General features: G+C 55.8%; 32 protein-coding genes. 24 read left to right on the plus strand and 8 right to left on the minus strand.

The genetic code is table 11. The annotated features are described in order from the left end of the window. The first annotated feature begins 102 nt into the window (after nucleotides 1-102). The 10 genes from AC1ROI_RS26300 to AC1ROI_RS26345 all read left to right on the plus strand — a co-directional run bounded on the left by AC1ROI_RS26300 (nucleotide 103) and on the right by AC1ROI_RS26345 (nucleotide 5,520). Complete coding sequence (locus tag AC1ROI_RS26300; RefSeq protein WP_177426695.1) at nucleotides 103-615, plus strand: hypothetical protein; 513 nt, start codon at nucleotides 103-105, stop codon at nucleotides 613-615. After that, nucleotides 612-857, plus strand: coding sequence for a hypothetical protein (locus AC1ROI_RS26305; protein ID WP_102594958.1), 246 nt, complete (start codon nucleotides 612-614; stop codon nucleotides 855-857). Before AC1ROI_RS26300 ends, AC1ROI_RS26305 begins: the two co-directional genes overlap by 4 nt. A 45-nt stretch (nucleotides 858-902) precedes the next feature. Continuing rightward, entirely contained in the window at nucleotides 903-1,649 is a 747-nt protein-coding gene (locus tag AC1ROI_RS26310; protein WP_102594959.1) for a hypothetical protein, read from the plus strand. Nucleotides 1,650-1,955: 306 nt separating this feature from the next. Beyond that, a complete protein-coding gene (locus tag AC1ROI_RS26315; protein ID WP_102594961.1) occupies nucleotides 1,956-2,345 on the plus strand; it encodes a hypothetical protein in 390 nt (129 codons plus the stop codon). Nucleotides 2,346-2,430: 85 nt separating this feature from the next. Then, nucleotides 2,431-2,658, plus strand: coding sequence for a hypothetical protein (locus AC1ROI_RS26320; RefSeq protein ID WP_146012963.1), 228 nt, complete (start codon nucleotides 2,431-2,433; stop codon nucleotides 2,656-2,658). Next, nucleotides 2,645-3,010, plus strand: a complete 366-nt coding sequence (locus AC1ROI_RS26325) for a hypothetical protein (RefSeq protein WP_102594963.1) — start codon at nucleotides 2,645-2,647, stop codon at nucleotides 3,008-3,010. The genes AC1ROI_RS26320 and AC1ROI_RS26325 overlap by 14 nt, the downstream gene beginning before the upstream one ends. Nucleotides 3,011-3,490: 480 nt before the next feature. Next, a complete protein-coding gene (locus tag AC1ROI_RS26330; protein WP_102594965.1) occupies nucleotides 3,491-4,210 on the plus strand; it encodes a hypothetical protein in 720 nt (239 codons plus the stop codon). An 82-nt stretch (nucleotides 4,211-4,292) separates the two neighbouring features. Beyond that, nucleotides 4,293-4,535 carry a hypothetical protein gene (locus AC1ROI_RS26335; RefSeq protein ID WP_102594966.1) on the plus strand — a complete coding sequence of 81 codons (243 nt, stop codon included), beginning with the start codon at nucleotides 4,293-4,295 and terminating at the stop codon, nucleotides 4,533-4,535. A 137-nt stretch (nucleotides 4,536-4,672) separates the two neighbouring features. Beyond that, the gene (locus AC1ROI_RS26340; RefSeq protein WP_102594967.1) at nucleotides 4,673-4,921 is read left to right on the plus strand and encodes a hypothetical protein; all 249 of its coding nucleotides are present in this window, start codon (nucleotides 4,673-4,675) and stop codon (nucleotides 4,919-4,921) included. Nucleotides 4,922-4,941: 20 nt separating this feature from the next. Continuing rightward, nucleotides 4,942-5,520, plus strand: coding sequence for a hypothetical protein (locus AC1ROI_RS26345; protein WP_146012962.1), 579 nt, complete (start codon nucleotides 4,942-4,944; stop codon nucleotides 5,518-5,520). A 1-nt stretch (nucleotide 5,521) separates the two neighbouring features. Here the strand turns inward: AC1ROI_RS26345 and AC1ROI_RS26350 are convergent, their stop codons facing one another. Both AC1ROI_RS26350 and AC1ROI_RS26355 read right to left on the minus strand, forming a co-directional pair. After that, nucleotides 5,522-6,004, minus strand: a complete 483-nt coding sequence (locus AC1ROI_RS26350; protein ID WP_102594969.1) for a lytic transglycosylase domain-containing protein — start codon at nucleotides 6,002-6,004, stop codon at nucleotides 5,522-5,524. After that, a complete protein-coding gene (locus tag AC1ROI_RS26355) occupies nucleotides 5,997-6,365 on the minus strand; it encodes a hypothetical protein (RefSeq protein WP_102594970.1) in 369 nt (122 codons plus the stop codon). Before AC1ROI_RS26355 ends, AC1ROI_RS26350 begins: the two co-directional genes overlap by 8 nt. A 196-nt stretch (nucleotides 6,366-6,561) precedes the next feature. Here AC1ROI_RS26355 and AC1ROI_RS26360 point away from each other — a divergent pair, with 196 nt between their 5' ends. The 6 genes from AC1ROI_RS26360 to AC1ROI_RS26385 all read left to right on the plus strand — a co-directional run bounded on the left by AC1ROI_RS26360 (nucleotide 6,562) and on the right by AC1ROI_RS26385 (nucleotide 10,911). Beyond that, nucleotides 6,562-7,542, plus strand: a complete 981-nt coding sequence (locus AC1ROI_RS26360) for a hypothetical protein (RefSeq protein WP_102594971.1) — start codon at nucleotides 6,562-6,564, stop codon at nucleotides 7,540-7,542. Nucleotides 7,543-7,560: 18 nt separating this feature from the next. After that, nucleotides 7,561-8,523, plus strand: a complete 963-nt coding sequence (locus tag AC1ROI_RS26365; protein ID WP_102594972.1) for a hypothetical protein — start codon at nucleotides 7,561-7,563, stop codon at nucleotides 8,521-8,523. A gap of 149 nt (nucleotides 8,524-8,672) precedes the next feature. Next, a complete protein-coding gene (locus tag AC1ROI_RS26370) occupies nucleotides 8,673-8,957 on the plus strand; it encodes a hypothetical protein (RefSeq protein WP_102594973.1) in 285 nt (94 codons plus the stop codon). Continuing rightward, a complete protein-coding gene (locus AC1ROI_RS26375) occupies nucleotides 8,944-9,168 on the plus strand; it encodes a hypothetical protein (RefSeq protein ID WP_102594974.1) in 225 nt (74 codons plus the stop codon). The genes AC1ROI_RS26370 and AC1ROI_RS26375 overlap by 14 nt, the downstream gene beginning before the upstream one ends. A gap of 351 nt (nucleotides 9,169-9,519) precedes the next feature. Then, nucleotides 9,520-10,305 carry a hypothetical protein gene (locus AC1ROI_RS26380; RefSeq protein WP_102594975.1) on the plus strand — a complete coding sequence of 262 codons (786 nt, stop codon included), beginning with the start codon at nucleotides 9,520-9,522 and terminating at the stop codon, nucleotides 10,303-10,305. Between the two features lie 333 nt (nucleotides 10,306-10,638). After that, complete coding sequence (locus AC1ROI_RS26385; protein ID WP_102594977.1) at nucleotides 10,639-10,911, plus strand: hypothetical protein; 273 nt, start codon at nucleotides 10,639-10,641, stop codon at nucleotides 10,909-10,911. 5 nt (nucleotides 10,912-10,916) lie between these two features. Here AC1ROI_RS26385 and AC1ROI_RS26390 read toward each other — a convergent pair whose 3' ends face one another. From AC1ROI_RS26390 to AC1ROI_RS26400, 3 genes are all read right to left on the minus strand, one after another. Next, nucleotides 10,917-11,618, minus strand: coding sequence for a hypothetical protein (locus AC1ROI_RS26390; protein WP_102594978.1), 702 nt, complete (start codon nucleotides 11,616-11,618; stop codon nucleotides 10,917-10,919). Between the two features lie 185 nt (nucleotides 11,619-11,803). Continuing rightward, nucleotides 11,804-12,382 (minus strand): hypothetical protein, encoded by a 579-nt coding sequence (locus AC1ROI_RS26395; protein ID WP_102594979.1) that lies wholly within the window; start codon nucleotides 12,380-12,382, stop codon nucleotides 11,804-11,806. Continuing rightward, nucleotides 12,383-12,691 carry a hypothetical protein gene (locus AC1ROI_RS26400; RefSeq protein WP_102594980.1) on the minus strand — a complete coding sequence of 103 codons (309 nt, stop codon included), beginning with the start codon at nucleotides 12,689-12,691 and terminating at the stop codon, nucleotides 12,383-12,385. 114 nt (nucleotides 12,692-12,805) lie between these two features. Here AC1ROI_RS26400 and AC1ROI_RS26405 point away from each other — a divergent pair, with 114 nt between their 5' ends. After that, a complete protein-coding gene (locus tag AC1ROI_RS26405; protein WP_158243834.1) occupies nucleotides 12,806-13,621 on the plus strand; it encodes a ParB/RepB/Spo0J family partition protein in 816 nt (271 codons plus the stop codon). A gap of 12 nt (nucleotides 13,622-13,633) precedes the next feature. Then, nucleotides 13,634-14,815 (plus strand): EAL domain-containing protein, encoded by a 1,182-nt coding sequence (locus AC1ROI_RS26410; protein WP_102594982.1) that lies wholly within the window; start codon nucleotides 13,634-13,636, stop codon nucleotides 14,813-14,815. Nucleotides 14,816-15,019: 204 nt separating this feature from the next. Here the strand turns inward: AC1ROI_RS26410 and AC1ROI_RS26415 are convergent, their stop codons facing one another. Beyond that, nucleotides 15,020-15,517, minus strand: a complete 498-nt coding sequence (locus AC1ROI_RS26415; protein ID WP_102594983.1) for a hypothetical protein — start codon at nucleotides 15,515-15,517, stop codon at nucleotides 15,020-15,022. Between the two features lie 81 nt (nucleotides 15,518-15,598). Next, entirely contained in the window at nucleotides 15,599-16,111 is a 513-nt protein-coding gene (locus AC1ROI_RS26420; RefSeq protein ID WP_102594984.1) for a hypothetical protein, read from the minus strand. Between the two features lie 77 nt (nucleotides 16,112-16,188). Between AC1ROI_RS26420 and AC1ROI_RS26425 the strand changes: the two genes are divergently transcribed. From AC1ROI_RS26425 to AC1ROI_RS26440, 4 genes are all read left to right on the plus strand, one after another. Beyond that, nucleotides 16,189-18,405 (plus strand): ATP-dependent helicase, encoded by a 2,217-nt coding sequence (locus AC1ROI_RS26425; RefSeq protein ID WP_102594985.1) that lies wholly within the window; start codon nucleotides 16,189-16,191, stop codon nucleotides 18,403-18,405. An 18-nt stretch (nucleotides 18,406-18,423) separates the two neighbouring features. Then, complete coding sequence (locus AC1ROI_RS26430) at nucleotides 18,424-19,452, plus strand: hypothetical protein (RefSeq protein ID WP_146012961.1); 1,029 nt, start codon at nucleotides 18,424-18,426, stop codon at nucleotides 19,450-19,452. Nucleotides 19,453-19,635: 183 nt separating this feature from the next. Further along, on the plus strand, nucleotides 19,636-21,144 hold the full coding sequence (locus tag AC1ROI_RS26435; protein ID WP_102594987.1) for a DUF5710 domain-containing protein: 1,509 nt from the start codon (nucleotides 19,636-19,638) through the stop codon (nucleotides 21,142-21,144). 52 nt (nucleotides 21,145-21,196) lie between these two features. Continuing rightward, complete coding sequence (locus tag AC1ROI_RS26440; RefSeq protein WP_102594988.1) at nucleotides 21,197-22,045, plus strand: hypothetical protein; 849 nt, start codon at nucleotides 21,197-21,199, stop codon at nucleotides 22,043-22,045. 63 nt (nucleotides 22,046-22,108) lie between these two features. Here the strand turns inward: AC1ROI_RS26440 and AC1ROI_RS26445 are convergent, their stop codons facing one another. Further along, the gene (locus AC1ROI_RS26445) at nucleotides 22,109-22,903 is read right to left on the minus strand and encodes a thioredoxin fold domain-containing protein (protein ID WP_158243835.1); all 795 of its coding nucleotides are present in this window, start codon (nucleotides 22,901-22,903) and stop codon (nucleotides 22,109-22,111) included. Nucleotides 22,904-23,055: 152 nt separating this feature from the next. On the opposite strand from AC1ROI_RS26445, the gene AC1ROI_RS26450 reads away from it, so the two are divergent. Beyond that, entirely contained in the window at nucleotides 23,056-24,867 is a 1,812-nt protein-coding gene (locus AC1ROI_RS26450; RefSeq protein ID WP_146012960.1) for a hypothetical protein, read from the plus strand. 101 nt (nucleotides 24,868-24,968) lie between these two features. Further along, nucleotides 24,969-25,511 carry a DUF922 domain-containing protein gene (locus AC1ROI_RS26455; RefSeq protein ID WP_102594991.1) on the plus strand — a complete coding sequence of 181 codons (543 nt, stop codon included), beginning with the start codon at nucleotides 24,969-24,971 and terminating at the stop codon, nucleotides 25,509-25,511. The last annotated feature ends 21 nt before the right edge of the window (nucleotides 25,512-25,532 follow it).

Genomic DNA, 25,532 nt, shown 5'->3' on the forward strand with positions numbered 1-25,532 from the left:
CGCTTGCCCTGTTAGGCACATGTGCCTATACTTCCTTTGCGGTAATGAATTTTTATTCCAGTGCCCAGGGCGCTATCACGCTCCAGAAGTCGAGGAAATGAAATGCGCGCACATCCTGTTCAGTTATCTATGCCGAAAGGCTTTTCTTGTGTCGCGGATCATTCCAGTCCGCTCCTAAGCAATGAGGCATATCTTGCCGTTGGTTTCGACGGTGTGGTTGATGGGGGCTGTTTCACAGAGTCTCCTGAAACACCCGCCTGGTTCCGCGCTGCGGCAGATGTTGGTGCGCGGATTTTGCGTGGGCCCCGGGAATCCGCTAACAAAATGCTAGGGGTTTCCCTTGCGTTCCAGGGAATGCTTCTGGCATCAAAGAACGGCAATATCTCTGCGTCCAAATTGTTGAACGAAACAGATAAGGCCTGGACTCTGGAAGTGGAAAAGCGGTCGGTGCGAGTGAGCAAATCTGATACTCATCAACGAGCGTTCAAACTGATGAGCGACGCACTGACTTGGGCTGGTGGGGACCAGGATCTGATCGATCACTTTCGTGCTCTTGAGGCTGAAAAGTCATTGGTTAGCCAGGCAGGCACGGTCGCCGTGGGGTGCCAAGCATGAGTGATACGACAGTCGAAGTCTCGATATCCCTGACCGAGCAGCAGTCGAAGGATCTCCAGCGTTTTTATGAGACGACCGAAGATGGTCAGGGTTATGACGTGCCGGCCGACCGCATGAAGTCGCTTGCCCGGGTTGGCTTGGTTCGTTCGCTGGGGTTCTCTCGCTTCGAATTTACCGACGTAGGCGATTCGCTCGTGGAACAGTTGCGCGCCGGGATCGGTTCTTCGGATAAAAAACGCTAAACGCTACAAGTTTTCTCGTCAGCTTACATATCAGGAACCAGATCCATGGATACGACACAGTCGCGCAACGATTACATCGAGAAACGTCGGCAGGAAGAAGCCTTGCGTAAATCCCGCGCCGCCGAAAAGCTGAAGGATCACCAGTACACTTGCCTCGTGCAGACCAGTGACGTCGAAGTTTGGCGTTGCAAGGCGGATAAGACTACCGCTTACGCATTCGACATCATGATGACGCGCTACGGTATTGCCATCGTCGGCGATATCGACAACCTGACCTTCAGCGTCGGTTTGGGCTACGGTATGAAGTTCCTGGCGGGGGATGACGTCACCTACTACCTGCACACCAAGCTCAGTGAATCCCACAAAAAACGGGTTTTCAGCGAAAACTTGTTCCGCCAGGTATTGGTAAAGAGCATCTGTAGCGAGCTTCGGGAAGACTGCTCGGAAGCAATCTGGGACACGCTACCGGATTGGGCCAAAGATGTGGACCTAATCGAAAGCGGGCACTGGGACGAGTTCCGTCAGTTGGTATTGGTCAATCGCCGGGATCTGACTAACGGCGACGACCGCTGGATGCACTGGGACGACTTGCTCAGCACGGCCGAAGGTGTTGGTTTCACTGAGGAAGCGCAGGAGTTTATGCGCGAGAACGCCAAGGTCCTGTGCTTGGGTGAAGAATGGTACGAGCACAGTATCACTGAGGTGTGTGGGGGACTGATCAGCGAGCTTTACCTGATCAACCATGCAGCCAAGGCGATAATGGCCAAAGCAGTGGTGCCAGAAGCCGCCTGACTGAATTGAGTTGGAGGAGTTGGCCATGTCATGGGCAGATGCGGCGGCACCCATCGTTGGAGAAGTTATCCGTCGGGTAGGTCGGAAAGATATGCGTGTTTTGCGTAAGGCGCTTGTAGATGCATACCCTTTCGGCGAGCGAGCCAATACGCCATACAAGGCGTGGCTGGCTGAGGTGCGTCGCCAGTTAGGGCATCCATTGAATGTGCCAAGGGCAGACCCACAAAGCCAGCAGACTGAAATGTTCAGTCAGCGTTAGAAAGAGCCACGCTACTATCTGCAGTGGATGGGAAGACGAGAAAAATCATGATTAAAGGTATCGAAGGCATTCTCGCATTCGCCTTGATGGGAATGGCAATAGGTGGCGTCATCGGGGGGCGCGATAGCGTGGCCGAATTGTTTCAGCCGGAATGGTTCACGCCGGTCGTCTCCTCGCTCTATGCTGGTTGCAACATCCTCGCTCTCTGGGCGCTGGTCCAATCAGCAGAAAGTTGGGAGATTAAGGCTATGTACGCACTTGCCTTAATCGGAGCGTGGTTTTCACCTGCATTGGTCGTGGTATTGGGCAATGATCCCGAGCCATGGATGTCCCATATGATTTGGGGGTTCATGCTGTGCGTCCCGGTAGCCATTATTGTCGAATTGAAGCTGCGCAAGCGAGGAAAGCCCAACGCTTCCACAATCGCAAGTGCGTAGGAAAGTCGGCACGAACTGGCTGCAACCGGCCAACCACAACAGTTTTCATCACGCGATTGCGGCGATCTACTCCAAGGGCAAAACCATGACTGACAAGCAAATCACCGTCCCATCTGAATTCACCGAATCCTTGCTGGCTATGATCGAAAATCGTATCCGCGAAATCGGCAAAAATTACCAAGCAAATGGTCGGAGCTACCATGACGACCTCGAAATTACTGGGTTGCGTGCTATGGCTCGGCAGTTGGGATTTGATTATCAGGTGTCATCTGTGGCAGCAGGGTTTGAGGTTACCCGCTATGAAGTCGCTTAAAGAGAAAGAGTTGGAGTTGCTTCAATCGGTTGCGTTACCTCAAGCAGACGATTGGCAATTGCTTAGCGACATGCCAGAAGTGGTCACAGAGTTGAACAATATTCTTGTTAATGCTCTGGCGTTCGCGAAAAACAAACCTAGTGATTTGACTTGGGGGCAGATTGCGGATCAGATTTTTCCATTCATTAAAGTGCTTGCAGAAAAACATCCCAATCTCGGCATCATCGATTCTGAGGGATTTTTGACAGTTGCTCGGTTCTTTGGGGTCAACTACTCACCGGCGATTTACGACTACTTCAGGTACTACGGGGCTGAACCGGAATTCAGTACCGGTCCAGAGTGTTCGCCATAACACTGGACCAATGCCATGAGCGTGATAGACCAGTGGCGCGAATTCCGCCCCAGCAGTTGGACCCGCAGTGATATGGCAGGTGCTGCGCAGCCCCATGGGCCTGATGATGAGCCGGAGGCGAATTACTGGTTGGCCTGGCCCCCTTACATCACTGGTGATAGACAGGATCCTGGCCACCCAAGCCAGGTGATGCGCCGACGCTTCAAGACCAAAGAGGCCGCCATGGCACATGCCGATAAGGCATGGCCATTGGGGCGGTGGGAAGAAAAGTAGATTCTGGAAAAGTCGCTCAGCTGCACCCCAAGCCCTGGCCTAAAAAACCGGGGCCGAGGACGAGGTGAAGTCTTGCAAGGGGGGGCGGCAGATGCCTCTGTGATGAGTTCCGAGGATCAGTGATAGAGGTCGAGCTGGAGATCCCTCTGGAGGGGAAATGAAGCGGCTGCCGAAGCCTTCAACGACGCTTAGCAAAGGAAAACGATCATGGCTAACGAACCAAGCGATAGCGGCATCAGCGGCATCAGCGGCATCAGCGGCGACGCAATGTGCCCCAAAGCGCCGATGTGGGAAAGAACGTTAACGGAAGCTGAATGGCGGCCATTGTTGGAGTCGAAAGCATTCGTTACTGATCTGGTCGAAGGCATTGAAGGGATGATCGGCGCCGAGTTGCTGCCTGGAGAATCCTTGCTCATTGAAAACTGGCCTAAAGAGGCCCATGAAAAGCTGTTGTCAATGGTGTCTGAGCGCCACGCCAGTTCCTTTGATCTTTCGGTTTTCCGCACCGACGGATCATGCCCCGATTTAGATGAGACAGAGGGTTTCCGGGCACTGATTTACTGTGAGGTCGCAGGACCGGCAGGTTTCGACGAAAGCCGATTTACGCCCTACGGGAGCTACCAACCACTCGGCCCCTATGCGGACATTGCCTCCATCTTACGTGTACCGCTACCCATTCGCCTTGACCGAACCATTTCCCGTGTGCGGGTCATGCCGGACGAAGGCGATTTGATTCTCATGGTCGGCCAATTTCGTTGTGGGCAAGCCTTAAAGCTTGACGATGGCTCTTTTCGCGTCGAAGAAGAGACCGATGGCGGTAAGGCTACGCGGACACTGGCTGTTGGAGTGTCGCAAGATACTGCCGCTGATCTGCTGTTAGAAGCTGGCCGGTGCCAGGCGGTTGAATTAGGTACGCTGGCCCGGTAGGGAAAATCGGCTTGCGCGCCCATGGGCTTACTGGCTGCTGCCATCCTGGGCAACAAGAACCAGGAATAGGAAGGAAAAGAGCATGAGCAAGCGCAGAGCGTTCGGTGACGTTGTTCAGGTGCAGGACGATGAGGGAGAGCCCCCGTATCCGGTGAAACTGATCCCGACAGTGGACGGTGCAGAACCGGACTATTGCATGTACGAATGCGGTGATCCTGACTGCCGTGAGTGGCGCATTGCAGAAGTTCTTGGCGACCAGGCACAACCGACCGGCCAGCTGATCTACCACGTCACTGAATGCAACATGAGTGACCCAACCAGTTAACGGACAAGTCGCAACCCGTCCTGGGCTGTATTGGAGAGTGACCTGGAGTACCGATTGCCCGCGAGAGATCGTTGCTCAAAAGGAAATCAAACGTCAGACCAGGTCGCTCCCCAATGCAGCACAATTGAGGAGCTATCATGCTTGTCGAGCGCAGCGAAGACATGAGTCCAGATGGGCGGCTTTCCCTATACAGAGATGTCGACGGCGATGTCCATGTGAAGGTGATCCCACCGATGGATCGAAAGGACGATTATGCCCCTTCGGTCGAGTTCGTTACCCACTGCGCGCGAAGTCCCCGGACAGTCGCCGCGCTTCAAGCGCTGATCGAGGCGATGCGCCTGGACAATGAGGAGAACCCTCTGTCGGGTTCGTTCACCCTGGATTAGCAACCTCCGAGTAACTGAGCATGAACGATCAATCTGATTCTGCGGACCGTTTGCCGAGTACTGATGAAGCAGCTGGCATGGCCTGGTGGAATGGCCTGGACGAGGATGGGCGTCGCTTCTGGTTGTGTCTCACAGGCAGTGGAGTGGTTGCCGATGCCTGGATGGTCCACAAGCGCGCCGAGATTGACCCGGCGAACTATCACAACATCAACTTCTGGAACGATCGGCTCGCGGAGCTGCAACAGGTAACAGCGAGCGCGCCCAATGACGCCAGAGCACTGGCTGACCTTGAAAGCGTTGAAAGTCTGTTAGCGATCGAGGCCCGCGAGAAAAACCTGCCCATGCAGGCCTGGAGGATCGGTGACGATCACGTTGTTGTCGCTCGATCGGCCGAGCAGGCGCTTGCGGTGTCCTATGCGGAAGGACTCGAAATGAGTGGGGGAGGCTGGCTGGATCTGAACATTATTGCTGCAATCGACAACCCCCAGGATTGTCGGCCCATCAAATTCGAGGAAGAGGCTGAGGTAATGGCCCTCGACGTGATGCTAAAGCGGTTTGTGATACCGCGGCACATCTGGACCAGCTGGTGGGCTGACTAGCTTATTTGGTCGCGATGTTCGAGGCGTTGGGATTTGTCAGCCACTGCTGGAAACTGGGGCCGTACCGCAAACCTTTTTGTTGGATCTTGCTTGCGTAGTCATACATGCGACGAACGTGAGTGTCTGTTTTCGGGTTCTCGCCCGTGTGATAACAGCCGATGGCCATCCAGGCATTGTTGTTGAATTTGTTCAGACACCTTCGCATGATCCAGGCGCTGACCCACAAATTCATGCAGGCATTCCACTGGAGATCTTTGGCGGAAACACCGTAAGGTCGCAGGGCTGTTAGCCAGGAGCTATTCACCTGGGCTGGGCCGTAATCAGTGGATCCGTTGCTGTTCTTGCTGGCAGTACCAAGCCTGCCATTTTCCTGCCCCAGGACACCGACGAGAAGATTGGGCGGAAGTTGATAACGCTGAATGGTCTCCACCACACATTGGCGTGGTATCTCGCCGTAGGCGATTGAGGGAGGTAGATCAAGCATCGGTGTTAGGTGTGGCTGCTGGTAGTGAAAACAGCGGAATGCTTTTGCGAGCTGCAGCGACCGCCTCCTCCAGTGAGCGGTAGGGGTATGCGTCGGCGGAGAACAAACGGTAGAAGCTGGCCGCAACTTCCCAGGCAGGCATCTCGACAACGATCGCTCGCCGTAGATCGACGGTGATATAGCCGCCTTCCAAGAATTCGTGAACAAAAAACCGTTCGCCCCACGCCCAGCCACCAGTACCCGTACCAATCAGTAAAGTGCCAGCAGGCAGCAGCGGATAGGTTCCCCACATGTCCAACTCGACAGGTGGGATGCCTGTGAATGTCAACCCGAGAGCATTCAGCTTGATCTCGGTGGGCATGTCCTCTGGACTCAGTTCAGGGATAGGCATCTGTACAACCGATTTAATAGAGTGATTGCGCCAATATAGCGCAGTCGAAAGTTACGAGCAAAGATTTGGATGTATTTGACGGATGAAGCTTCAGAACGGATACTTTTGATCATAAATGGCGTATGTATTCCATTGAGTATTCAAAAGAAAACCGGGAGGCACGAAAATGCGTGTGACACGACAAGACTTTGCAGATGCACTGGAGCAGGTCAGAACGGCTTTCAACGCCGAGGCCGTTGCCCAGCTTCTGGAGCACGATATGTTTCCCGGTGAGCTTCACGGCCTGTTGGACGAGCAAGGCGCCAATGGTGAACCTGAGGCGCTGCTTCGGGCGATCGCGGGCGCGGTAGCGGTGATCAATATTGCTCAGCGCAATGATCGCGCGGCTGGACTGGACTCGACCTTTCTCTCGCAGGCGAACCTGATTCGCGCTGGGCACGTCCGTGGGTCGCTGATGGACGATGCAGCCTTGGCTGATCTCTTTCCGCAACTGGTCGACCAGTACGGTCCGGATAGCGCCCGCGAGTTGCGGGGGGGCATTGCCTTTCACCTGGCTTCGCGTTTTTTCCTGCCCGAAGGTCAGGAGAGCGGCATTCATCAACAATTGCTCCGCGTCGCGGTGATGAGGTCGGCTGAGGTTGAAGGTGAGCTGCAGCCACTGACGCAAATCGCCGTACGTGAGGACGTGGTGGGTGTTGATCAAATGCTGGTCGCGGTCAATGCGATCCAGGACGTCACCCGCGGCGCGGGTTTGCCGCTGTCCCAAGGGCTGATGATGATCGGGCACGGGGCATGTGAGTTCAACGTTGGTTTGGCGCCGATCCATCAAGTGATCCGGGAATTGCACCCAGGTGTCGATGACATGCAGGTATCCTTGTTGACCGAGCGTACTTTGGGTTATCTGCACCAGTTCAATGGCCAGGTGGTGAACCAGGTGCTGCAGGAGATCGGTAACGAATGGCTGGCCGAAAACGCAGAAGCCTACCTGGCTGGGCAATACCATGACCTAGACCAGGATGATGACCTGGACATGGACGATGAGGCTGCCCAGCGACTGCTGATCGAAGTTATGGCCGGCCATGAAGATGTAAACCCAGTGGAGCCGTCGGTCGAGATCCCAAGTGCTTCCTTAGATTTCAAGATGTAAGACCCAGGGGCAAAGAGAATGAATGCCAACATCAGATCCGGGGCCAATACCGACCAGTTCGCAATGGTCAAACAAGTGTTCATGGAGCCCGGTGAGCGACTGCAGGATGCGCTCTCGGCTGCGCTTGCGCATAAAGGTGAAGTCGTAGACTTTCAACTTACGCCTAAGGCTGGGTACGCGGCAGTGAAGACGGCAGGGGGGCAGGTCGAAGCGTTCGTGTTGCCTTACGCTGTCGATTTCCATCAGCCGGCGCCCAGAGCCATTCAATTTGGCATCCAGAGCGAGCGCGACAATCCACGCTTGGCCTTTGCACCGCAAACGCTGATCGAGCAACTGTCGCCGGCGCTGGACGGCGGTGCCTCGGCTTGGCGTCAGCGGTGCTGGGCGAATTTTGTGGGGCATCAGGCCGCACTGAGCGTGATGAAGCCTGGGGATGTGGTGATGCTGGCTCGCGAGATCGCCGGCAACCATGGGCCGTTGCGCCCCGATTATTACGCCGTGCGCGCGTCCGATCGCGGATTTACGGTGATTGAAGCGCTCCGCACGGGGAAATCTTCGTTGGTCCATAACCTGGCGGCAGACGCCGTCAATGTAAATCTGGATCCTGATCCGATGCTGCGTTTGAGTCAGCACCCAAGCATCGTCAAGTTCGGGTTGCAGCGGGTCGCGCACAACGATGAACAAGAGCACTACCTGCTGGTCGGTAGAACCGCTTCCGGTCTACCGGTGCCGCTGGCTAAAGCCACAGGCGTGGAGGAGCGCGACTACATGCTGCAGCGCGTTTGGGAAATCTCCAAGCTGCGACAGGAATCCCTCCGCAGTCTCAATGACTCTCCGGTGTTTTCCTACATGGCCAAGCAGAACTTGATTGACGCAGTGGTCGAGCAAGCCAAAGGCGAGGAGCCGGTACTCTTGCAAGATCTGCAGATCGAAATTGTGCCACTGGCGCCGGAATACATCCCAGAGGGTCCGGCCCTCTAAGTACGGCCTTGATTGTGCCCTCCCGGTCCGCCTGGAGGGTTTTTCCCCGCAAGTCTTAGTCCCATCGTCACCACGTACTACACTAAATGGGCCCAGCGTCGAGGATGCCGCACATCGTTGCAGGCGTCCCGCTCCAAGGAGCCCCGCCCATGAATACGCGCGACGAAACCCCCAATCCCGCTCCGGTAGAGCTGAACGGCCCGCAAATTATCAACCTGCACCTGCCGGAAGCGGTGGAGGCGCTGAACGCTTACCGTCAGGCGCAGCACCTGGTGGCAGGCATTAGTGAAGAAACTAACCCGCCCGATCTGGCGGCGAAGATTCTCGCTGTGTATGCCGAAGCGGCACACGAGTTGGCGGGTCATGTGAGCGCAGCGGTATGCGCTCAGCGCGGCGAAACGCACCTACCGCACCTCGCCCATGAGAAATCCTGACGAATTTCTGCGCGTCTACGCGGACCAATTAGAGCGCGAGCACGGGCGTTGCCTGCACGGACGGGCGGCGCTGCTTGATTGGCTGAATCAACTGATTGACCGCCTGGCGCTCCTGCAGGTGCCCGGCCACGCCGCGATGGACATGATCAGTAGTGAGTACCTGCGCTGGCAGTGCGAGGCCCTGGGGCTGGATCCGGACGACGGTGCATAGGGGACGGCTGTTGGGTGCCGGTGCTTAAGAGATTTCGTTACCGTGTAAATAGAAAGGCCCGCGCAAGGCGGGCCTTTGTCGGCGTGCATCCGTGACTACGAGTAGCCCTCCGCCTTTCCCATTGCACGGGGTGGTGATATTGCGGAACCGATGTAAATTCAAGCGCTAAACAGGGTACGAGTCAACCGACTAATCGAGAGCACCCCGGCGCACCTGTCTGCTACTTGATTCAATAGGCACATGTGCCTATTATGGTGCTCATTGAGTATGAATGCCTCGGCCTAACCATTCGTTGGGCCGAGGCAGTACCAGATAGCTGGTTTTCGAGCCTCGCGAAAAGGATATTGACCCGTGCATCTAACGTTCCCCACTACATCCGCCGCCGACAAGGAACCGCTGCCGCTCACCAAGGACCAGCAGGCCGATATCCGTGCGACCGCGAAGAAGATCCAGCAGCACCTGCAAATGATCCCGTTTTTTTTCGATAACGAAGGCCTGTCACGGGAGATGGCCAGTAGTGTGCTGAATCTGGCCGAGAGCGACCTGGCCGCTTTGGGCAAGCTGATGGGTGTGGCCACCGAGTCGGCAGAGCGCATCGAGCAGCGCCATGGCGATATCCGTCGCGCTAACCTGCGCGTGCACGAGCTGGAGCGCCTGCTGGGCCAGGCGCAGCCCATTGAGGCTATCCAGCCGGTGCTGCGCACTCTGTGCGAGCAGCTTAATGGTTGGTGGGATCTGGAGGGCTTCGGCCATATCAGTGAGATTGCCTTTGGCGAGTACAACGTCAAAGTCAGCTTTTCCTGTCAGTTCATTGGCTGCAAGCCGCACCTGGTAGCGCCCGAAGGGGCCACGCACAAGGAACGGAAGGCGCTGTGGCTGGCCAGCCTTCAGGCTCGTGGCTTCGTGCTGCTGGACGATGACGGCGACAAGGGCGTGAAGGATTGCCCCGAGAGCCGCGACGCTATGCGCGCACTGTTCGCCCAGCGCTTGGGCAATGCTTGGATCAGCCAGTTTGTCAGCCGCGAGAGCCGCGCTAATGGTTCCCAGCTGGTGTCGGTCGAGGTCATCATCCGCGACTTGGCGTTGATTCGTGCGCTGCCGGTGCCACCTGCCGACGCAGAGGAAATTGACCAATGACTGCCAACCACGAAGACGGAAGTTTAGGATTGGTAGCCGGTTTGGCCCTCGCGGCAAGTGCTACCGCTGGCTTGCTTGGGTATCAGACCGTTGCGGCCGTTTTGGGTGTGATTGGCATCGCTTTCGCGGTTGCCCTTGGGTTGTCCAAGCGCGCTAAGAACAGGGCCCAGTCGAAGAACTGATCAAATTAGCCAGCTTTGCGGCAAGTGCCGCGAGTTGAGGGAAACTCAGCATGAAAAGCGAAAATGATCGCTGCGCACCCTGGCCCTTGATTGGGCCTTTGGCGGTGCCAGGACGCGGCTTTTCGCGTGCGTGAGATTAAGGACACTCAGAATGACCCGATTAGAAACCACCATCATCGAGCAGGCCCGTCACGAACTTTGTAACTTACGCAATGCGTTGTTGATGCCCGAGGGCGAGGAACGTGTCTCGGCAATCTCGGCTTCTTTCTGGATGCTTAATGGTTTGACAATGTTGGCCAGCCTCGCAGATAGCGGGCTGTGCGAGAACGCAATAGCCGTGCTGAATGCTATCGACTCCGAGGCCGGTCAGGCGACCGCCGCTGCAAGCCTTGTTGGAATGATCAAGAAAGATATGCGTAGTTAAAAGGATTATCCAGCAAGGGCAATCTGATCCACCAGCTTGATCAACTTGATCGGATCTTCCAGCTGATTTGTTTGGGTGGACTGCAGTGTTATTTCTTGGCTGCGAAGTAATTCACGCAGCCGCATCAACTTAGAGCGTAGGGTGGCCTGTTCCATCCCTACTGGTACGAAACTATGGGAGAGCCAGGTGACGGCCGCCGCGGTGTCGGGCAGCAGCATATCGATGTCTGGTTGACCGGCAGATGGCCATTTCCATTGGTACAGTCCGAGCCCGCTGGCGAGCAGCGCCTCGCGGGTGGCGATTGAGTCACCCATCTTGATTTGCACCGCAACGAGCAACTGAGCAAGCAAAGCTCTTTCGAGTGGAAGAGCTTTGATTCTTTGAATCAGCGGGCCCGTGTTCTGGTCGGCTGTGTTCAGCGTTTCGAGATTCCCATACAGCGCCAGGTAATTTGTGAGGCAACCCAATTCCGGCGCGTCTTTGCCGGCGTGCTCGATCGCGAAGTCGACCAATGCGTAGCCGCTTTCTGGAGCACCTTCGGCGAGAAATGTCAGTGCAACCGTCCACAGCGCTTCCGGTCCGGATCGGGCGAGTGTTTTCTGGGCAAGCGCGAGGCTGTTTGTCGGTCTGGACAGACTTGTCACAAATTCTCGTTGTGCGAGTTCACGCGATTTACGGCCGAGCATTTGCAAGGCGTTGTTGGCCACCCAGGCGGGCTCAGTGATGGGCTTCCAGGTTCGCAAAATGTGTGGGTCAGGGCTCAGCCGGCACGGCCGCCACGCCTCATCAGAGAAATACCTCCCCACCATGAGCGCGCGAGGTTGCTCGCCTCTCGCAGGTGGGTGAGGGATGACGATGTACGACGGGCTCCAATGCGGAGAGTAAGCTGCCGTCATCGCCCGGGTGCCGGTTGTGTTGCTGCGCCTGCATCCCGATCGTTGTTGGCATGCGTCGCGGCCGTCTGTGTGAGGCTGCTAATTGTGTCGACCAGGCTGGGCAGCAGGGTGGAGTTAGAGCCCGCAGATGCCCGAAGGATCGATGAAAGGTCCAGCTTGCTGAGCGTTGAGAGGAAAGCACCTGAATTTTGGGTGGTCGTGAACGTGTCCGCCGCTTTTTTTGCGAACTCAATGGCCTGCATTGCAGGTGCAAGACCAGGTACGGCCATTCCCACCAGTTTTGGGCCAAACTCAACGAGGGCTCTGCCGGCAAGATCGTTGATGATGTCGGCCTTTCCCAGCAATTTGCCCAGCTCCAAAGGGCTTGTCCCCATGCCTGTGCCTTTTGAAAGGGTGCCGGTGCCGGGAATGAAGTTTTCCCCGCGAGCTAGGGCTTGTCCGAGCATGGGCATCGCTCGACTGGCCAGCGCGCTTTCAGCCAGGCCGAACACCTCCTTGGCGGCAAGGTGGCGCAAAACCTGTGGGCCGAGGAGTCGAATGCCCTGGCCGGCGATCAGAGGGAGTAGTGGCAGCATTTAATACCCCTTCGTCACCGGTTGTAATTGGTAGCCCGAGGCGCTCTGTTGCGATGCGGCGTTTCGGTTCGGGCACACAGGCATACCGCCGCTGGCGGTGGGCTGTGTCTTGTAGACCCTGTTCATTTGTGCGTTTGGATTGAAACTGGGCGAGGTGTAGGTCGTTTTGACGGGCGCCAGGATGTTGGACGGCGTGCTGCCGCCGACGCTTGAACTGAATGAATCGAAAAGACCGGAAACGTTCCAGTCAGCAGCAATAGCCGGCTTCGCGAAAAGCAAGGCCAGCACGAAAAAACAGGATCTGTTCATTGTCTCTCCATTCAGCAAATGTTTTGTTACCGAGATTATAATGGTAAAATTACCGCAGTTCCTAATTGAGGTTCAAGGATGTCTTCAAGTCTAGTAGAAGGCCTACCTCACGGCATGTCCTGGCGCACACCCGGGCTGAAGATGCTCAGACCCGATCAGCTGGTGCCTGGCCGCTTCCAGCCGCGATCGCATTTCAACCAGAAGGCGTTACTGGAGCTGGCACAGAGCTTTTTGGAAAACGATCTTGGGATCATCGAACCCATCGTCGTTCGACCCAAGGCCGGGGACGTTGAGCTTTATGAAATTGTCGCCGGTGAGCGCCGGTGGCGTGCGGGATCGCTGGTCAAATTAGAGCTGCTGCCGTGCCTGGTGCGTAACTTCACGGACCTTCAGGCATTGCAAGCCGGGCTTGTTGAAAACGATCAGCGTGAGGATCTCAACAGTTTGGAGCGGGCCCGTGGGTATCAAATGGCGATCGATGAGTTCGAGCTGACCCATGATGCGCTGGGCCAGATGCTGGGGGCCAGCCGAGTGGTGATTACCAACCACCTGCGCCTTTTCTCGTTGCCTCTCGCAGTTCAAGAGCTGCTCGAAGACGGCCAGCTCAGCGAATCGAAGGTCCGCTGCCTGTACGGGCTCAACGCAGCGGCTGCAGTGCGCATTGCGCGTGTGGCAGCTGAACAGCGTCTGGGGTACAGGCAGATTGAATTGCTGGCTCGCGCAGAAAAGAAACCTGCCAAGCCAACCGCTACGCCGGCTCGTGACGACCCTGATGAGCGGCGATGGCTCGACGTTATGTCGCAACGGCTGGGACATGAAACGACGCTGGAAAAGGCAACCAAGGGGAAGGGCGGTTATTTGAGGATCAGGTACACCACGATGGACGACCTGAGCTCAATAACCAAAAAACTGCTGAAGGGTCATGATTGAAGAGGCGTCGAGATGAACAGTTTGGTGGCGTTGGGGTCGTCCTCATATTCAATGCCCGGCGGTGGAGGGCGTTTCGGTTTGCTCGACTTTGTCGCGAAGGCGCCAGTTACCAATAAGGGGTGGAGCGTTGTCCATTTGGACATAGCTAATTTCAGCCTCCTCAACAAGTTACTCGGGCACGAGAGCGGCGACAAAATCCTTGGTGTCATTGGTGCTGCCCTTTGTGAGGACGGTCGACATCATTGGTTTCATGTCGCCGGCGACGCTTGGGTGGGGGTTTCTGAACGACGTGATCCTTACCTGGTGGAGCAGCAGATCAACCAACTGCGTAAAACGGTACGCGCGCGGGTGATGGAGGCGATCAGTAAGCCTATTCGAATCGATGCTGCTGTTGGCCTGGCCTCATGTCCTGATCTTTCACATGCCGTTGCCCGTGCCGAAGGTGCCTGTCGGAAGGCGAAGTCTTCGGGCCGCGGGTTGATTGCCGTGGACTCTGTAAAGGACGACTGGGAATCCACCGACTTGATCGATCGGTTTATCCTCGGTGGTGATCTTGAAACCATCGTTGAACTCTATCGTCAACGCATCCAGTACCTGGATGGGAAGCACCATTTCGAAATCCTGTCCCGTATCGGCGGTGAGTCCGTCGGAACCGCGATGGTGATGATCGAGCAGCTGGGACTGGTTCAGGAATACGACCTGATGCTGCTCCGCATGGCGTTGAAAGCCATTCCAGAAGATGCTCCGGTTCACACCGTCAACTTCTCAAGCCTTACAGCGTGTGATTCGGGAGCAATGCTTGAGGCGATCTCCATATTGAGAGGTCGGAGCAACATTGCAATTGAGATCACTGAAACGGCAGAGATTCAAAACCTTGCCCTGGTAAAGCAGACAGTCGACATGCTGGCCTCTGCCGGCGTGGCTGTGTACCTGGACGATTTTGGTGAAGGCGCCGCTTCCCTCGGCATGATTGATCTGCCATGGAAAGCGGTGAAGTTGAGCCGGAGCATCTGTGGTGAAGATGCCCCGCGGGATGTGCTGGAGGCGGTGATCAAGCTAGCCAAAAATCGTGGCATGGTGGTTATCGCGGAGTGCATTGAAACGAAAAAGCATCTGGACTATCTCGCGTCCTGCGGTGTCGATGCATTCCAAGGCTATTACATCCATAGGCCCGAGGCCTTTAAGTTCGCGTGATTCTGGCAAACCATTTGTATCGGAGAGTACTTCGCTAGATCCAGCGCTGACGCTGTCTGAGTGCTCTACTCATGCAAATAGTTTTGCTGTTTCGCCAGGTAAAAGAAAAGGCCACGGAGTCTGATCAAGATCCGTGGCCTTTTCTTTTACCTGGTGGCTGTGTCAGCCGGTTCTTTCTTTGGTGCCAACAGGATCTGTTCGGGATCAACTATAGGTTTTGTTGATGTAGCCGATCGCTTGACCGTTCTCATCCAATTTAAGCCGAGCGCCGCACTCGTCCTCCCGACAGTGGAAGTAGCCCCACTGGTCAAGGGTCAGATCATCCCCCGTCGGCACATTAGCACCGCAATAAGGGCATCCATGAGGGTGGGCTACGGTTTGGAAGCTTGACCGCCAGGTCTCCCAGCCCACCATCACATAGGCTTTCAGCTGGATTTGCTTGTCGAACGACACAACACTGGCAGCCTCCAGCGCTGACAGATACACCTCCAGTTCGCCCAAAGCTTCACTGAATGGGCCAGGCGCCTGTGCCTTCAGAACCGCATTCAGCATTTCGTGCAACTCCTCGCCCACTGCTCGTGGCAGCTCTTGCAGCAGTTGGAATACCTGCGTCACGCTCAGGAGCTGCGAACACTCTCTGTTTGGGTTGTTCATATACGGTTCCAGGAGCTGCGAACCCTCTCTGTTTATCGTGTTCTTCATATACGGTTCCTTGTTTTCGCGGACGTGAAATTGGCGTCTTTTCTCTTTGCAACTAGTCGACTTAAGGTTGCCGCATGGTGCTCAGTGACGGGCGCCACCTTCCAAACCAGCCGCGGCTTTAAGTCTGAAAATCTCCCGCAGTGCCGGCGCAATCCCATTCGACATGTGTAGGTCTTCACCAGTGATGCCCAGGGACTCATTGATGTATGCCATGGCAAGGGCGTACTCCGCGTACAGCCGGCGGTAATTTGGCTCTTCCGTTGCCGGTGTAACCGCACCACTACGGGGCTGATCCGGGCGTGGTGTCGGTTTGATTTCGGCGCCGATGGCCACGAGTTGCTCAATCAGGAAGTCCAGGGATTGAACGCCGATCAGTTTTGCCCGACGGCCGTTCAGATGAATGTACAGGGCCCCATCACTGACCTCGATCTGATCATCAGTGCCGACGGCTTCAGGGTAAGCGCAGGGCGCATCAATTGGGTAAAACCTGGTGTTAGGTGTCATGAGTACGGTCCTTGTTGGGGTGTATGCGGGTCGAAATACGAAGTCGCGCAGGAGCTTGCGGCGGCCAAAAGCCAGCAGTTTCACAAGCATGGTATGCTCATAAATCAATTCGTGCTATAATTTAATATGACATACACAAAAGAATACATCAACAAGGAGAGAGCATCGTGAGCGACCTACGCCAAGATTACCCCTGGCTGGATGGTTTTTCTGACGAGCAGGTCAAGGCCGCCACGCATGCCAGTCGACATGGCTTAGTTTCGGCTGCGCCTGGTTCAGGGAAAACGAAAATGGTAATCGGATATTGCGGTTACCTGCTGTCGAACAAGGTGAAGCCCGATGAGGTATTAGGGCTTGCCTTCAACGTGGACGCGATCAAAGAGGTCAACGCCCGGCTCGCCTCACTGCCGTTGCCGAATGCCAGCAAATTGAAGTTCCGCACAATCCATTCCTTTTGCAAAGAAGTGCTGCAGGTCGCGGAGGAGGAGGGGCTGCTGCCTGTTCGTCAATTGCTCGGCGAGCCTGAGGCAGCCACGCTTGCCCGCCGCGCCCTGGCAGGTCCATCTGGCAACAGTGGCGTTTACGACGTCGATGAGTTGAAAGTCGGACTGCTGCGCCAAGGCTTGACGATGGTGAAGGCGGGTCTGGTACGGCTGGAACAGATCGATAATCACGAAGATTTGCTCGCCTATGCCGAAGATGATGAAGAAGTGGCCATGGCCATTCTGGAACATGAGCGCATTCGTCAGGAGGAGGGGCTCAGGACCTTCGACGACCTGATTTTTGACCTGGCTTGCTTGTTCCGTGACTCACCAGCTGCCGCAAAATGGGCTGGCAACGAATTTGAGCACATCATCGTCGACGAATACCAGGACGTCGACGATGCTCAGCAGGAAGTGATTATTGCCCTGTTGGGCACGCGCGGAAACCTGATGGTCGTGGGTGACGAGGACCAGTGCATCTACGGCTGGCGTGGTGCGAACCTGTCCTACATGATGAGCGGGCTCGAAGAGCGATTGGGCAAGGAAAATGTCACCCGCTACCAGCTAAGTGAGACCTTCCGCTATGGTCATGAAGTAGCGGTGGCGGCCAATAGCCTGATTCGTAACAACGAGGACCGCCCGCAAAAGCTCTGCATCTCCAACACCGGCACCCCAAGGACCTCCGTGCAGATGCGGATGGCGTCGACTAAGACTGGCGATCGCTACTGGCCCCACGCAATCATGCAGGACCTCAAGGAGTGGAAGGATTCCGGCCGCAAAATGCGAGAGGCAGCCGTGCTGGTTCGCACCTATGAGCTGGCAGCACCGCTGGAAATGCATCTGATCCGTGAGGGCGTACCCTATCTGCTCGAAGGGCGCGGCATCATGGGGATGCCTGAGGTCAAGGCGATCAATGCGTACGCCGTAATGAGCGATGCAGAGTTGTTCCGTGATTGTGGGTTCGAAGGGCGGCAGGAGATGCTTGCTTCTGTCCTGAGCTCGCCGGGTATCTTTCTGACGCGTCCACTTATCAAAAAATTGTCAGGTAGCCTGGCAAAACTGGAGCTCGGCGATATTCCGAAAATGATTCGGTCGTTGACTGAGAACGACGGCATCAAGCCAGGGCAATTGAACGGACTGCGTCGTCGCGCCGATGTGCTTGAGCGTTTGACCGCGGCTGGCCCCGACATGTCTGAACTGGCCAGCATCATCTGGAAGCAGTTGGACTGGCGATCGGACGTTCAGCGGCGCATTGCAAATCCGTTGAAGCAGGCCGATCGCCTGAACGTTATCAACCTGATGTCCCGAGAGGTGTCCCGCTACGAAACCGCGGGAGGCATGCTGGATGCTTTCTCCGAGCGAATGGACCAACAGGATCAGCCGGAGGTTATGCGCGACCCGCTCCTGATCACCTCCGTACACAAGTCAAAGGGCCTGGAATTTCCGCTGGTGATCGTCCCGGGTATGATTGAAGGGCAATTCCCCCACTTCATGCCGGACCGTCCCGTCGATATGGAGTCCGAGCGGCGTTTAGCCTATGTCGCGTACACCCGGGTAAAAGAAAAACTGATTCTGGTTGCGCCGAATGATCTCGCGCTGGCAAATCGTTGGAAAATTCCGGTCAACCCAAAAGAATCCCGCACGCCTGAGGAGGCGGCCGGCATCACCAGCCGTTTCCTGACGGAGATGGATCCTGCAGCGATACGTGCGGCGAGAACCTGGTTCTACGGGGAGGGCAATCATCCGATGGTGGACTCCCTGGGTGATTATGTCGTGAAGGTTGGAGCCATAGGCGCCTCAACCCAGTCCCTGCCGCCGCTGACCGCGGATCTGACCGTTGCCGAACTGGTGGAAATAGCGGCAGAACCTGAACCCGCACCCGAATACGAATTTCAGTTTTGATAGCTTGAGGATCCCCCATTGAGTACCCCAGAAGAAACCCAGGCGCGAACCGGAGCTACGGTGCTTACTGAACTGTTCCGACGGCACGCCAAGATTGAAACTGCTCAAGAGCAACTGTCTGGGGTCACGGGCCGCCGGCACAGTTTGGCCAGCAGTCTCGCGTCGGCGGTGCAGCAGCTGACTGTGCTTCAAACGGAGATCGCTCGCCTGGAGTCGGAAGACGCCACGCTTTCTGCAGAGCAGGCGAAGCTTGAGGCCTGGTTGAGCGCGAACGCTCCTAGCGACGGTGTGTCGCTCGATGATCAGGTCCTTGAGGTGGTTGAGTCGCTGGTGCCGGCGGATGCGGCTCCCCACGTCGAAAAGACGCCAGGCCGCGGTCGATTTGACGCGATCGAATCTGAACTCCAGCGTTCAGGGTGGGCAGACGACGGCATGGGACTGATTGTGCGAAATTTTTCGGCGGTCGAGAGCAGTCCTCCTGCAGGCTACGTCTACGTGCAGTTCAAGGCCAATGAGTCTGGACCAATTCTGACCGAGGCCGGCGAGCAAACACTGGTTGTCGGGGTTGCGATGGCCACCGACGGCAACGACCACGAATTGCGCACCGATCTGCGCCGCAAGGTGCTGGATGACTTGAGTGGTTCGGTTGCCGAGATCGTGTCCAAACTCAACGCCAAAGCCGACGAGTTGATTCAGGCGGCTCTCGTTGCCGAGAGCAGAGCGGTGCGTGATCTGCGTAGCCCGTCAGACGATCTTCGCGACGTTTTTGAAGAGGCGAACTGCGATAGTGACTTTGTAGCGCCGGCCGTATTCCCTTCGGGCACGGATGCGCATGAAGTCGTAACGGGGCACCTTGACGACATGCCCGGTTTTGATGACTCAGGCGTTGTGGCAAATGAGATTGATGAGGTGCAGGGTTTTGGTGGTCCCGAACTCATCCCTGAAGCCGTTTACGAAGAAATTCCTGGCTTTGCTGACGATCTTGATCCACTACCGGCGCCGGTCGTCCAAGAGCCTGCATCGGCCGAATATCACTTCGGTTTTTAGACTCAAGCTTCTTGGTGTTGTTTGCTTTGGTGATTTCAATAGTATAAAGTCTTCATCGTGTATTTTGTATTTGTTGTAAGGCATATAGCGTTCCCCTTCCGTTACCTGTGCCTGCCCAGCAACCACGAATTACACCCTTGAGCCTGCCCTTCGGCGGGCATTTTTTTAACCAAGGGGTGACCGATGAGAGTTTCCTGGGGTCTCGATGCCGCGCAATTGAAAGCGCAAAAACAGGTAGAGGTTTGCCTCGACACAAGCCAGGCCATTAACGGGCACGCGCTGCTGGTCGGGATGAGTGGAGTCGGTAAAACCTTCCAACTGCGCAAGATGATCCGGCAGATGACCGACTCTGCCGCCGCGGCCAATGAACCACTGCCGCGCTTCCACGTTTTCGATGTGCACGGGGACATTGATATCCCGGATGCTTCCATGGTGCTCTTTAGTGAGCAGACCCAGTGGGGGATGAATCCCCTTCGCATAAATCCGGACCCGCATTACGGTGGCGTGCGAAAGCGTGTCCAGGGTTTCGTCTCGACCATCAACCGTGTGATGCGTGCTTTGGGACCTAAGCAAGAAGCGGCGCTGCGCAATATTTTGCAGGACGTATACGCCAAACACGGTTTCAACCAGAACGAGCCGTCCACCTGGTTGATTGACGAGACCGTTGGCCAGCTGATGTCGGAAGGCGGAGATAACCGTTTTTACATCGATGTTCCGATCGACGAAAAAGACGATGCCAAGGCATTGGGTGCTCGCTGGGACGGCAACCTGAAAAGCTGGTTTATTCCATCAGGCGAATACCAGGGCGCGATCACACGCTGGTCTCCCAAAATGACGGCAAGATCACATCCGTCGATCAGCGATGTGTTGCGCATGGCTCGTAACGTCCTGCAGCAGCTGTTCCTCGGCACGGGGATGAAGGCTATTACCAATCTTGAGCTTGCCAACAAGGCGGCCGCGGCGTACCAGCGCAAGCTGCTGGAGGCGTTGCGCCGGGGTGAGAAGGCTTTCGAAGATGAGAAGCTTCAGGCCGATCTGGAGAAAGCCAAAGCCAAAGCGGTAGAAACGTTCGCTGAATATGCCAACTCGATCGTCACGGGGCGCGAGCTCGAAAGCATCATGAAGTACGACAGCACCGAGGTGCTGAAGTCTGTCGTCGATCGCCTGGAAAATCTCGACGGCATTGGTATCTTCAAAGCCACACCTCCGCCATTCGATCCACATGCCAGGGTCTGGCGTTACAACATCAAGCCGCTCTCGATGGAAGAGAGGAAGCTGTTCGTGTTGTTCCGGTTGGAGGAACTGTTTCTCCTGGCTGTCCAGCGCGGCGAGCAGAAGAACATCCTGGATGTGCTGATGCTCGACGAGGCGCACATCTATGCCGATGACGATCCGGACAACATCATGAACACCATCGCCAAAGAGGCGAGGAAGTTTGGCATTGCGATGATTTGCGCCAGTCAGTCCCCCACTCACTTCCCCGACGATTTTATCGCCTCCGTGGCCACCAAGGTTGTGCTGGGTATCGACGAAATGTACTGGCGAAGCTCGGCGACCAAGATGCGATTGACAGAGGACGCACTCAAGTGGATTCGTCCGAAAAGGTCGATGCTTGTTCAGCTGAAAACCCATGGCGAAACTCGCAATGACTGGAAGTGGGTGGTGATCCCGCCGGACACTGTTGGCTCGTAAACGATCACTCAGCATCTCCTGCATCTAAACGATAATTTTCGAGAGAGTTCTGATGAACGAATACACCCTATTTCCATTTTTGCGTACCAATGAGCTATCCGGGTCAATTAAAAAATATGCTTTAGCAGTCGACCAATATATAAACGTTGATTATTTTGAAAATCTGCTGGAGGCGTTCGAATCGGGTTTGTTAGAACGAGGATTCAGGTTTTGCCATAAGGGCGTTGACGATGATCAATATAAAGTCCATCTCACGTCCGCGATGAGAGCTGAACTGGGTGAACTTGTCTTGATTGCTCGGTGGCGATACATGTCACCTAATAAACCACTTTCAGAAATCCGTGAGCGGATTGCTCAAGACAGGGATGACGGTGATGCACTGGCGTGGGCGGACGGGTTTATTGCAGCGCTCGAACATAAGGGGCTTTATGTGGCTCATTCAGATAATCTGCCGCCCTTTGAACAACCGTCAGTCGAACTCCCGGAAGCCCGGCAGGAGGAGTCAACCGGTAAAAATGGGGTGGATTGGTCCAGCTGGAAGGTATGGGGCGTGATATCGATCGTCTCGTTGGTCATCGGCGGGTTTATCGCCGCAGCACCCACCATTATCGACAACTTTCAGCGTCGTCATGAGCTTACCCTCGATAATTGGCGCGCTGATCCATATCTAACCCTTGAGGCGCTCCCCAAGATAGAGGCGTCTAATCAAGGCGCTGTTCGTTATTCAAGTTCTACAGACTACTGGTGTACTGGGGATGAGGTGTTTTGCTCAGCCACTTATACTGGCAATCTTAAAGAGACGTTAAGGGATATGATTTCAGCAATCCCGAAAAGTGACGCGAAGCAATTCAAAGTGCGGCTGGCGATTGTTCCAGTAGAGAGCTACGAAGATAGTAACTAGACGTTCCTGCCGTAAGATTCTCCAATGGCTGCTACGCAGCCATTGGCTTTCCGATTATTGAGCCTAATTAGTTGCTGTATAATTTGAAGCGCTACTCAGTGCTTTGGATACCAGGTCGGCAGAACTTCCTGATTGGGAACGACCATCGTTGAAAAGGATGTGCGGAGTACCCTGGAGCTGGGTCTGGCGGCCGAAGTCCTGGTAGCGTTCAAGCACAGTCTCGCCACACTCCTGCCTTTCCAGCTTCTTGCCTGTCATTGCCTCGTCCAGCAGCAATTTTCTGTCGCCGGCGGAGCACCAGACATTGCTCATGGTGTTCCAGGCTGATCCCTGCCGGCCGCTGCGAACATACGGCAGATACCTCACTTCAATCCCTGCCTTGTTCAAGTCGGGGATCTCTTTGTGAAGCTTGCGGCAGTAAGCACAATCCACGTCAGTCATGACGTAGATGAAAGCCTTGGCTGGCTGGCTGGGCGAGTAGGCAACGTAGTCGTCTTTCTTGATGTTCTTCAGCAAGGACTGGTTAGTCGCTTCGAGGGAGGTTTGCGTCAGGTCGACAATGGAATCGCCGGATACACCATAAAGCCGCCCAACCATGATCGTTTTGTCGCCTGGCCGGCTATAGACCAAGTTGCCGCTCTCCAACCGCACTTCGCACAATGACAGCGCGTTGGCTGAGGTGACTGCCTGAATGTGTGCGGGTTGCCCACTGGATTTACCCAAGGCGTCGGCCAGCCACTGAAAATCAGCTGGGGCACCACAGTTCAGGGCGGGAGTTGTGTTGTCGTTTGCCATTGCGCAGTTTGTGATTCCAGCGAAGGCGCCGGCGAGTATCAAAGCGACTTTTTTCGTGGCCATGGAGCTTCCTCGGAAATGGTGGTTTGATTGCATTTTGCAATCACCTGATTGATTTGCTAACGTGTATATGGAAATATAACATTTCAATCGTTTGTGTCGCAATGGTCCGGCAAGGTGCTGGACCGGCTCAGTCAAATCACCGGAGCAAGGTTATGGAATCGAAGAGCGGGTCTGCATATCGGGGTCTGGCAATGACGCTGATTGCGCTGCAGTTGGCCGGGTGCGCTGCCACGGGGCAGCTTTCGTCTGGTATTGGTGGTGTGTTCTCGACAGATGAACCTGCGTATAAAGGTCAGATGAGTGCACAGGATCAGGCTGCAGCCCGCACAGCCCGTTCGATCTTCAGAAGCACCTCGACAGGCGTCATCGGGTATACGCAACCCGAATACCAGCGCCGTCTTGCCCGGTTTCACGCTGCCCGCGATGTGATCAAAGCCGCCGGCAACAGCTACTCCAAGGAGCAGTTTGTCGAGTTCTCGTCCGCCTTGACTGACTTGTTGTCGTATGTGGACCAAATTGAAACTGGCGTCAGTGCCAAGAAGTCTGCAGGAAACCAGCAGCGTATTCAGGCGAGCTATCAAATTCAGCCCGGGCAAACAGTCACCCTCAACTTCAACGGTTACTGCATGAAAGCCGGTCCCGATCGTCCATACGTCGGTGAGGGGATGCAATTGATCGGTGTAAACGATGTTTGGTCGCCGGCCTACGCCGGCGTGTACCGTAAGGTGATGCAGCAAGGCCGGCTGGGAGAGCCGACTCCTACACGGGTCTACCGAGGCGATCAGGCGGACCAGCAAGTTGCGCTCTGGGCCCTGCAGGGCCTGAATGATGGTGAACTGAATCCGAAGGTGGCTAGCTCGATGACGGCGAAGCAGCGTCAGGTGCTTTACAGCGCCGGACTTTCACCGGTTGAGCTCGAAGCCAAAATTCAGTCGGCCAACTACCTGAATGCATCCCAGCCGGCCCTGTCAGGGCTGTTGGGCGGGCAGGGCGTAAACGGTTTGATCAGTGGCGCGGTCAAATCTGCGGGTTTGGGGTCAGGCTTTGGTAATGGTGAGGTCGCGAAAGCTGCGCGCAATCTGCAGCAATTCGTCGATATCCCGAAACTGCTGACGAATCCTCAGGTCCTCAGTGATCCCGCGGCCCTAGCGGCCGGCTTGAGCAACTGGGCTGGTGCACCGTCCGAGCGAACCGTGGTGGAAAACCCGGACTCGCTGGGTCAATACAGTTTGCTTGCACCTGGTGTAGCGGCGCAGACGATATCGAGTGGCCAATTATCGGGGCAGTTCAAAGTGACGAACCATTCGAGCTCGGCATTCAGTCTGCGCCCAGCGGATTACATCGCCAATGCCAGGTCTGACACTCAACCAGTGGGCCTCGCTAACTGGGCGCTGTCCGACACCGCTCCTGCAGCACGAGTCGAACACACGGCCGCAGATGACGCGATCAAAAACGCGCTGAAGGATGACCTTGAAAAATTGGCGTTGGATAAGTCGTTTGCCGCCTTCACTAACCCCAACCCGGCCTTCATGGCATTCGCAAAAAGTGTGTTCAAGTCGAAACTCACTCAGGACCTGGTCACCTCCCTGCCAGTCGTTGGCAACATCGTCAGCATGGGGATGCTGCTAAGCGGCAAAAACCTTGATGGGTCCGACATGAACGGCTACGACTATGCATCAGCTGCAATCGGCATGGTTCCTGTGGTGGGGAATGTGGCCAAGGCTCTCGGCGGAAGCGCGAAAATAGCTGCGCAAGAACTTGCTCATCTGGGCACTCGTTTCCCGGCAGGCACCCTGGATGCAGTAGACCTTGGGCTGAACGTAATTGGCTCGAATACGGCCGACGCTGTGTCAGACAGTGCGCCTGGCTGGTTGGGTCGGGAGTTTGATTCGATCGCCGGAAAAACCATTTCCTATCTGCCACAGACGTCGCAGGCAGTTGCAGCGCGCGGTTCGATTCTGTGAGACCAGGCCCCAAAAAAGGAGGCCTGCTTGCAGGCCTTTTTTTACTCTCCGCCGCTGCAGGGGCTTGGGCAGACGGCGTCGTTCTGATCGATCGAGGAACTGTGCCGACGTCCCAGGTACAGGTTGGCGATCGAGCAGACCTCACAATCAAGCAGTCATTCAAGACTTACCCGGTTTCGGGTAGCTCGTGGCAGGAGGTGATGCAGTCACTGGCCACCTCACCCCTTGATGTCAAAGGCGAAAAAGCCTACGGCATCACCAATGCGACATGGGACTGGCGTTATGAGGTCGTGAGCGACGAAGCCAGTTGCTGGCCATCCCGGTTTTCGCTGACGGTTGAGGTCGTAGTCATTGTTCCGGAATTGGTGGGATCGACCCTGAGGGAAGTGGAAATGAGCCTCTGGCGGCAATACGCCAATGGGGTGGCTACTCATGAGCGCATTCACGCCCAGGACGCACTCGATCTCAGCATGAGGGTAGTCAACAAGGTCGTAGGACTGCCCCCTTTGAACAGCTGCAGCGAGGTGGAAAGCATGATCAAGACCATCTACCAGGACGAAAGAACGTGGTACGAGCAGCGTGCGGCCTTTGTCGATTCCCAGGCCCTTGGGTTTCCGCGAGATTTCCGCTTCATTCGGGACTGACTGTGGAGAGATTTAGCGGTA

The organism is Pseudomonas sp. GW823-FHT02C02, from assembly GCF_058797635.1.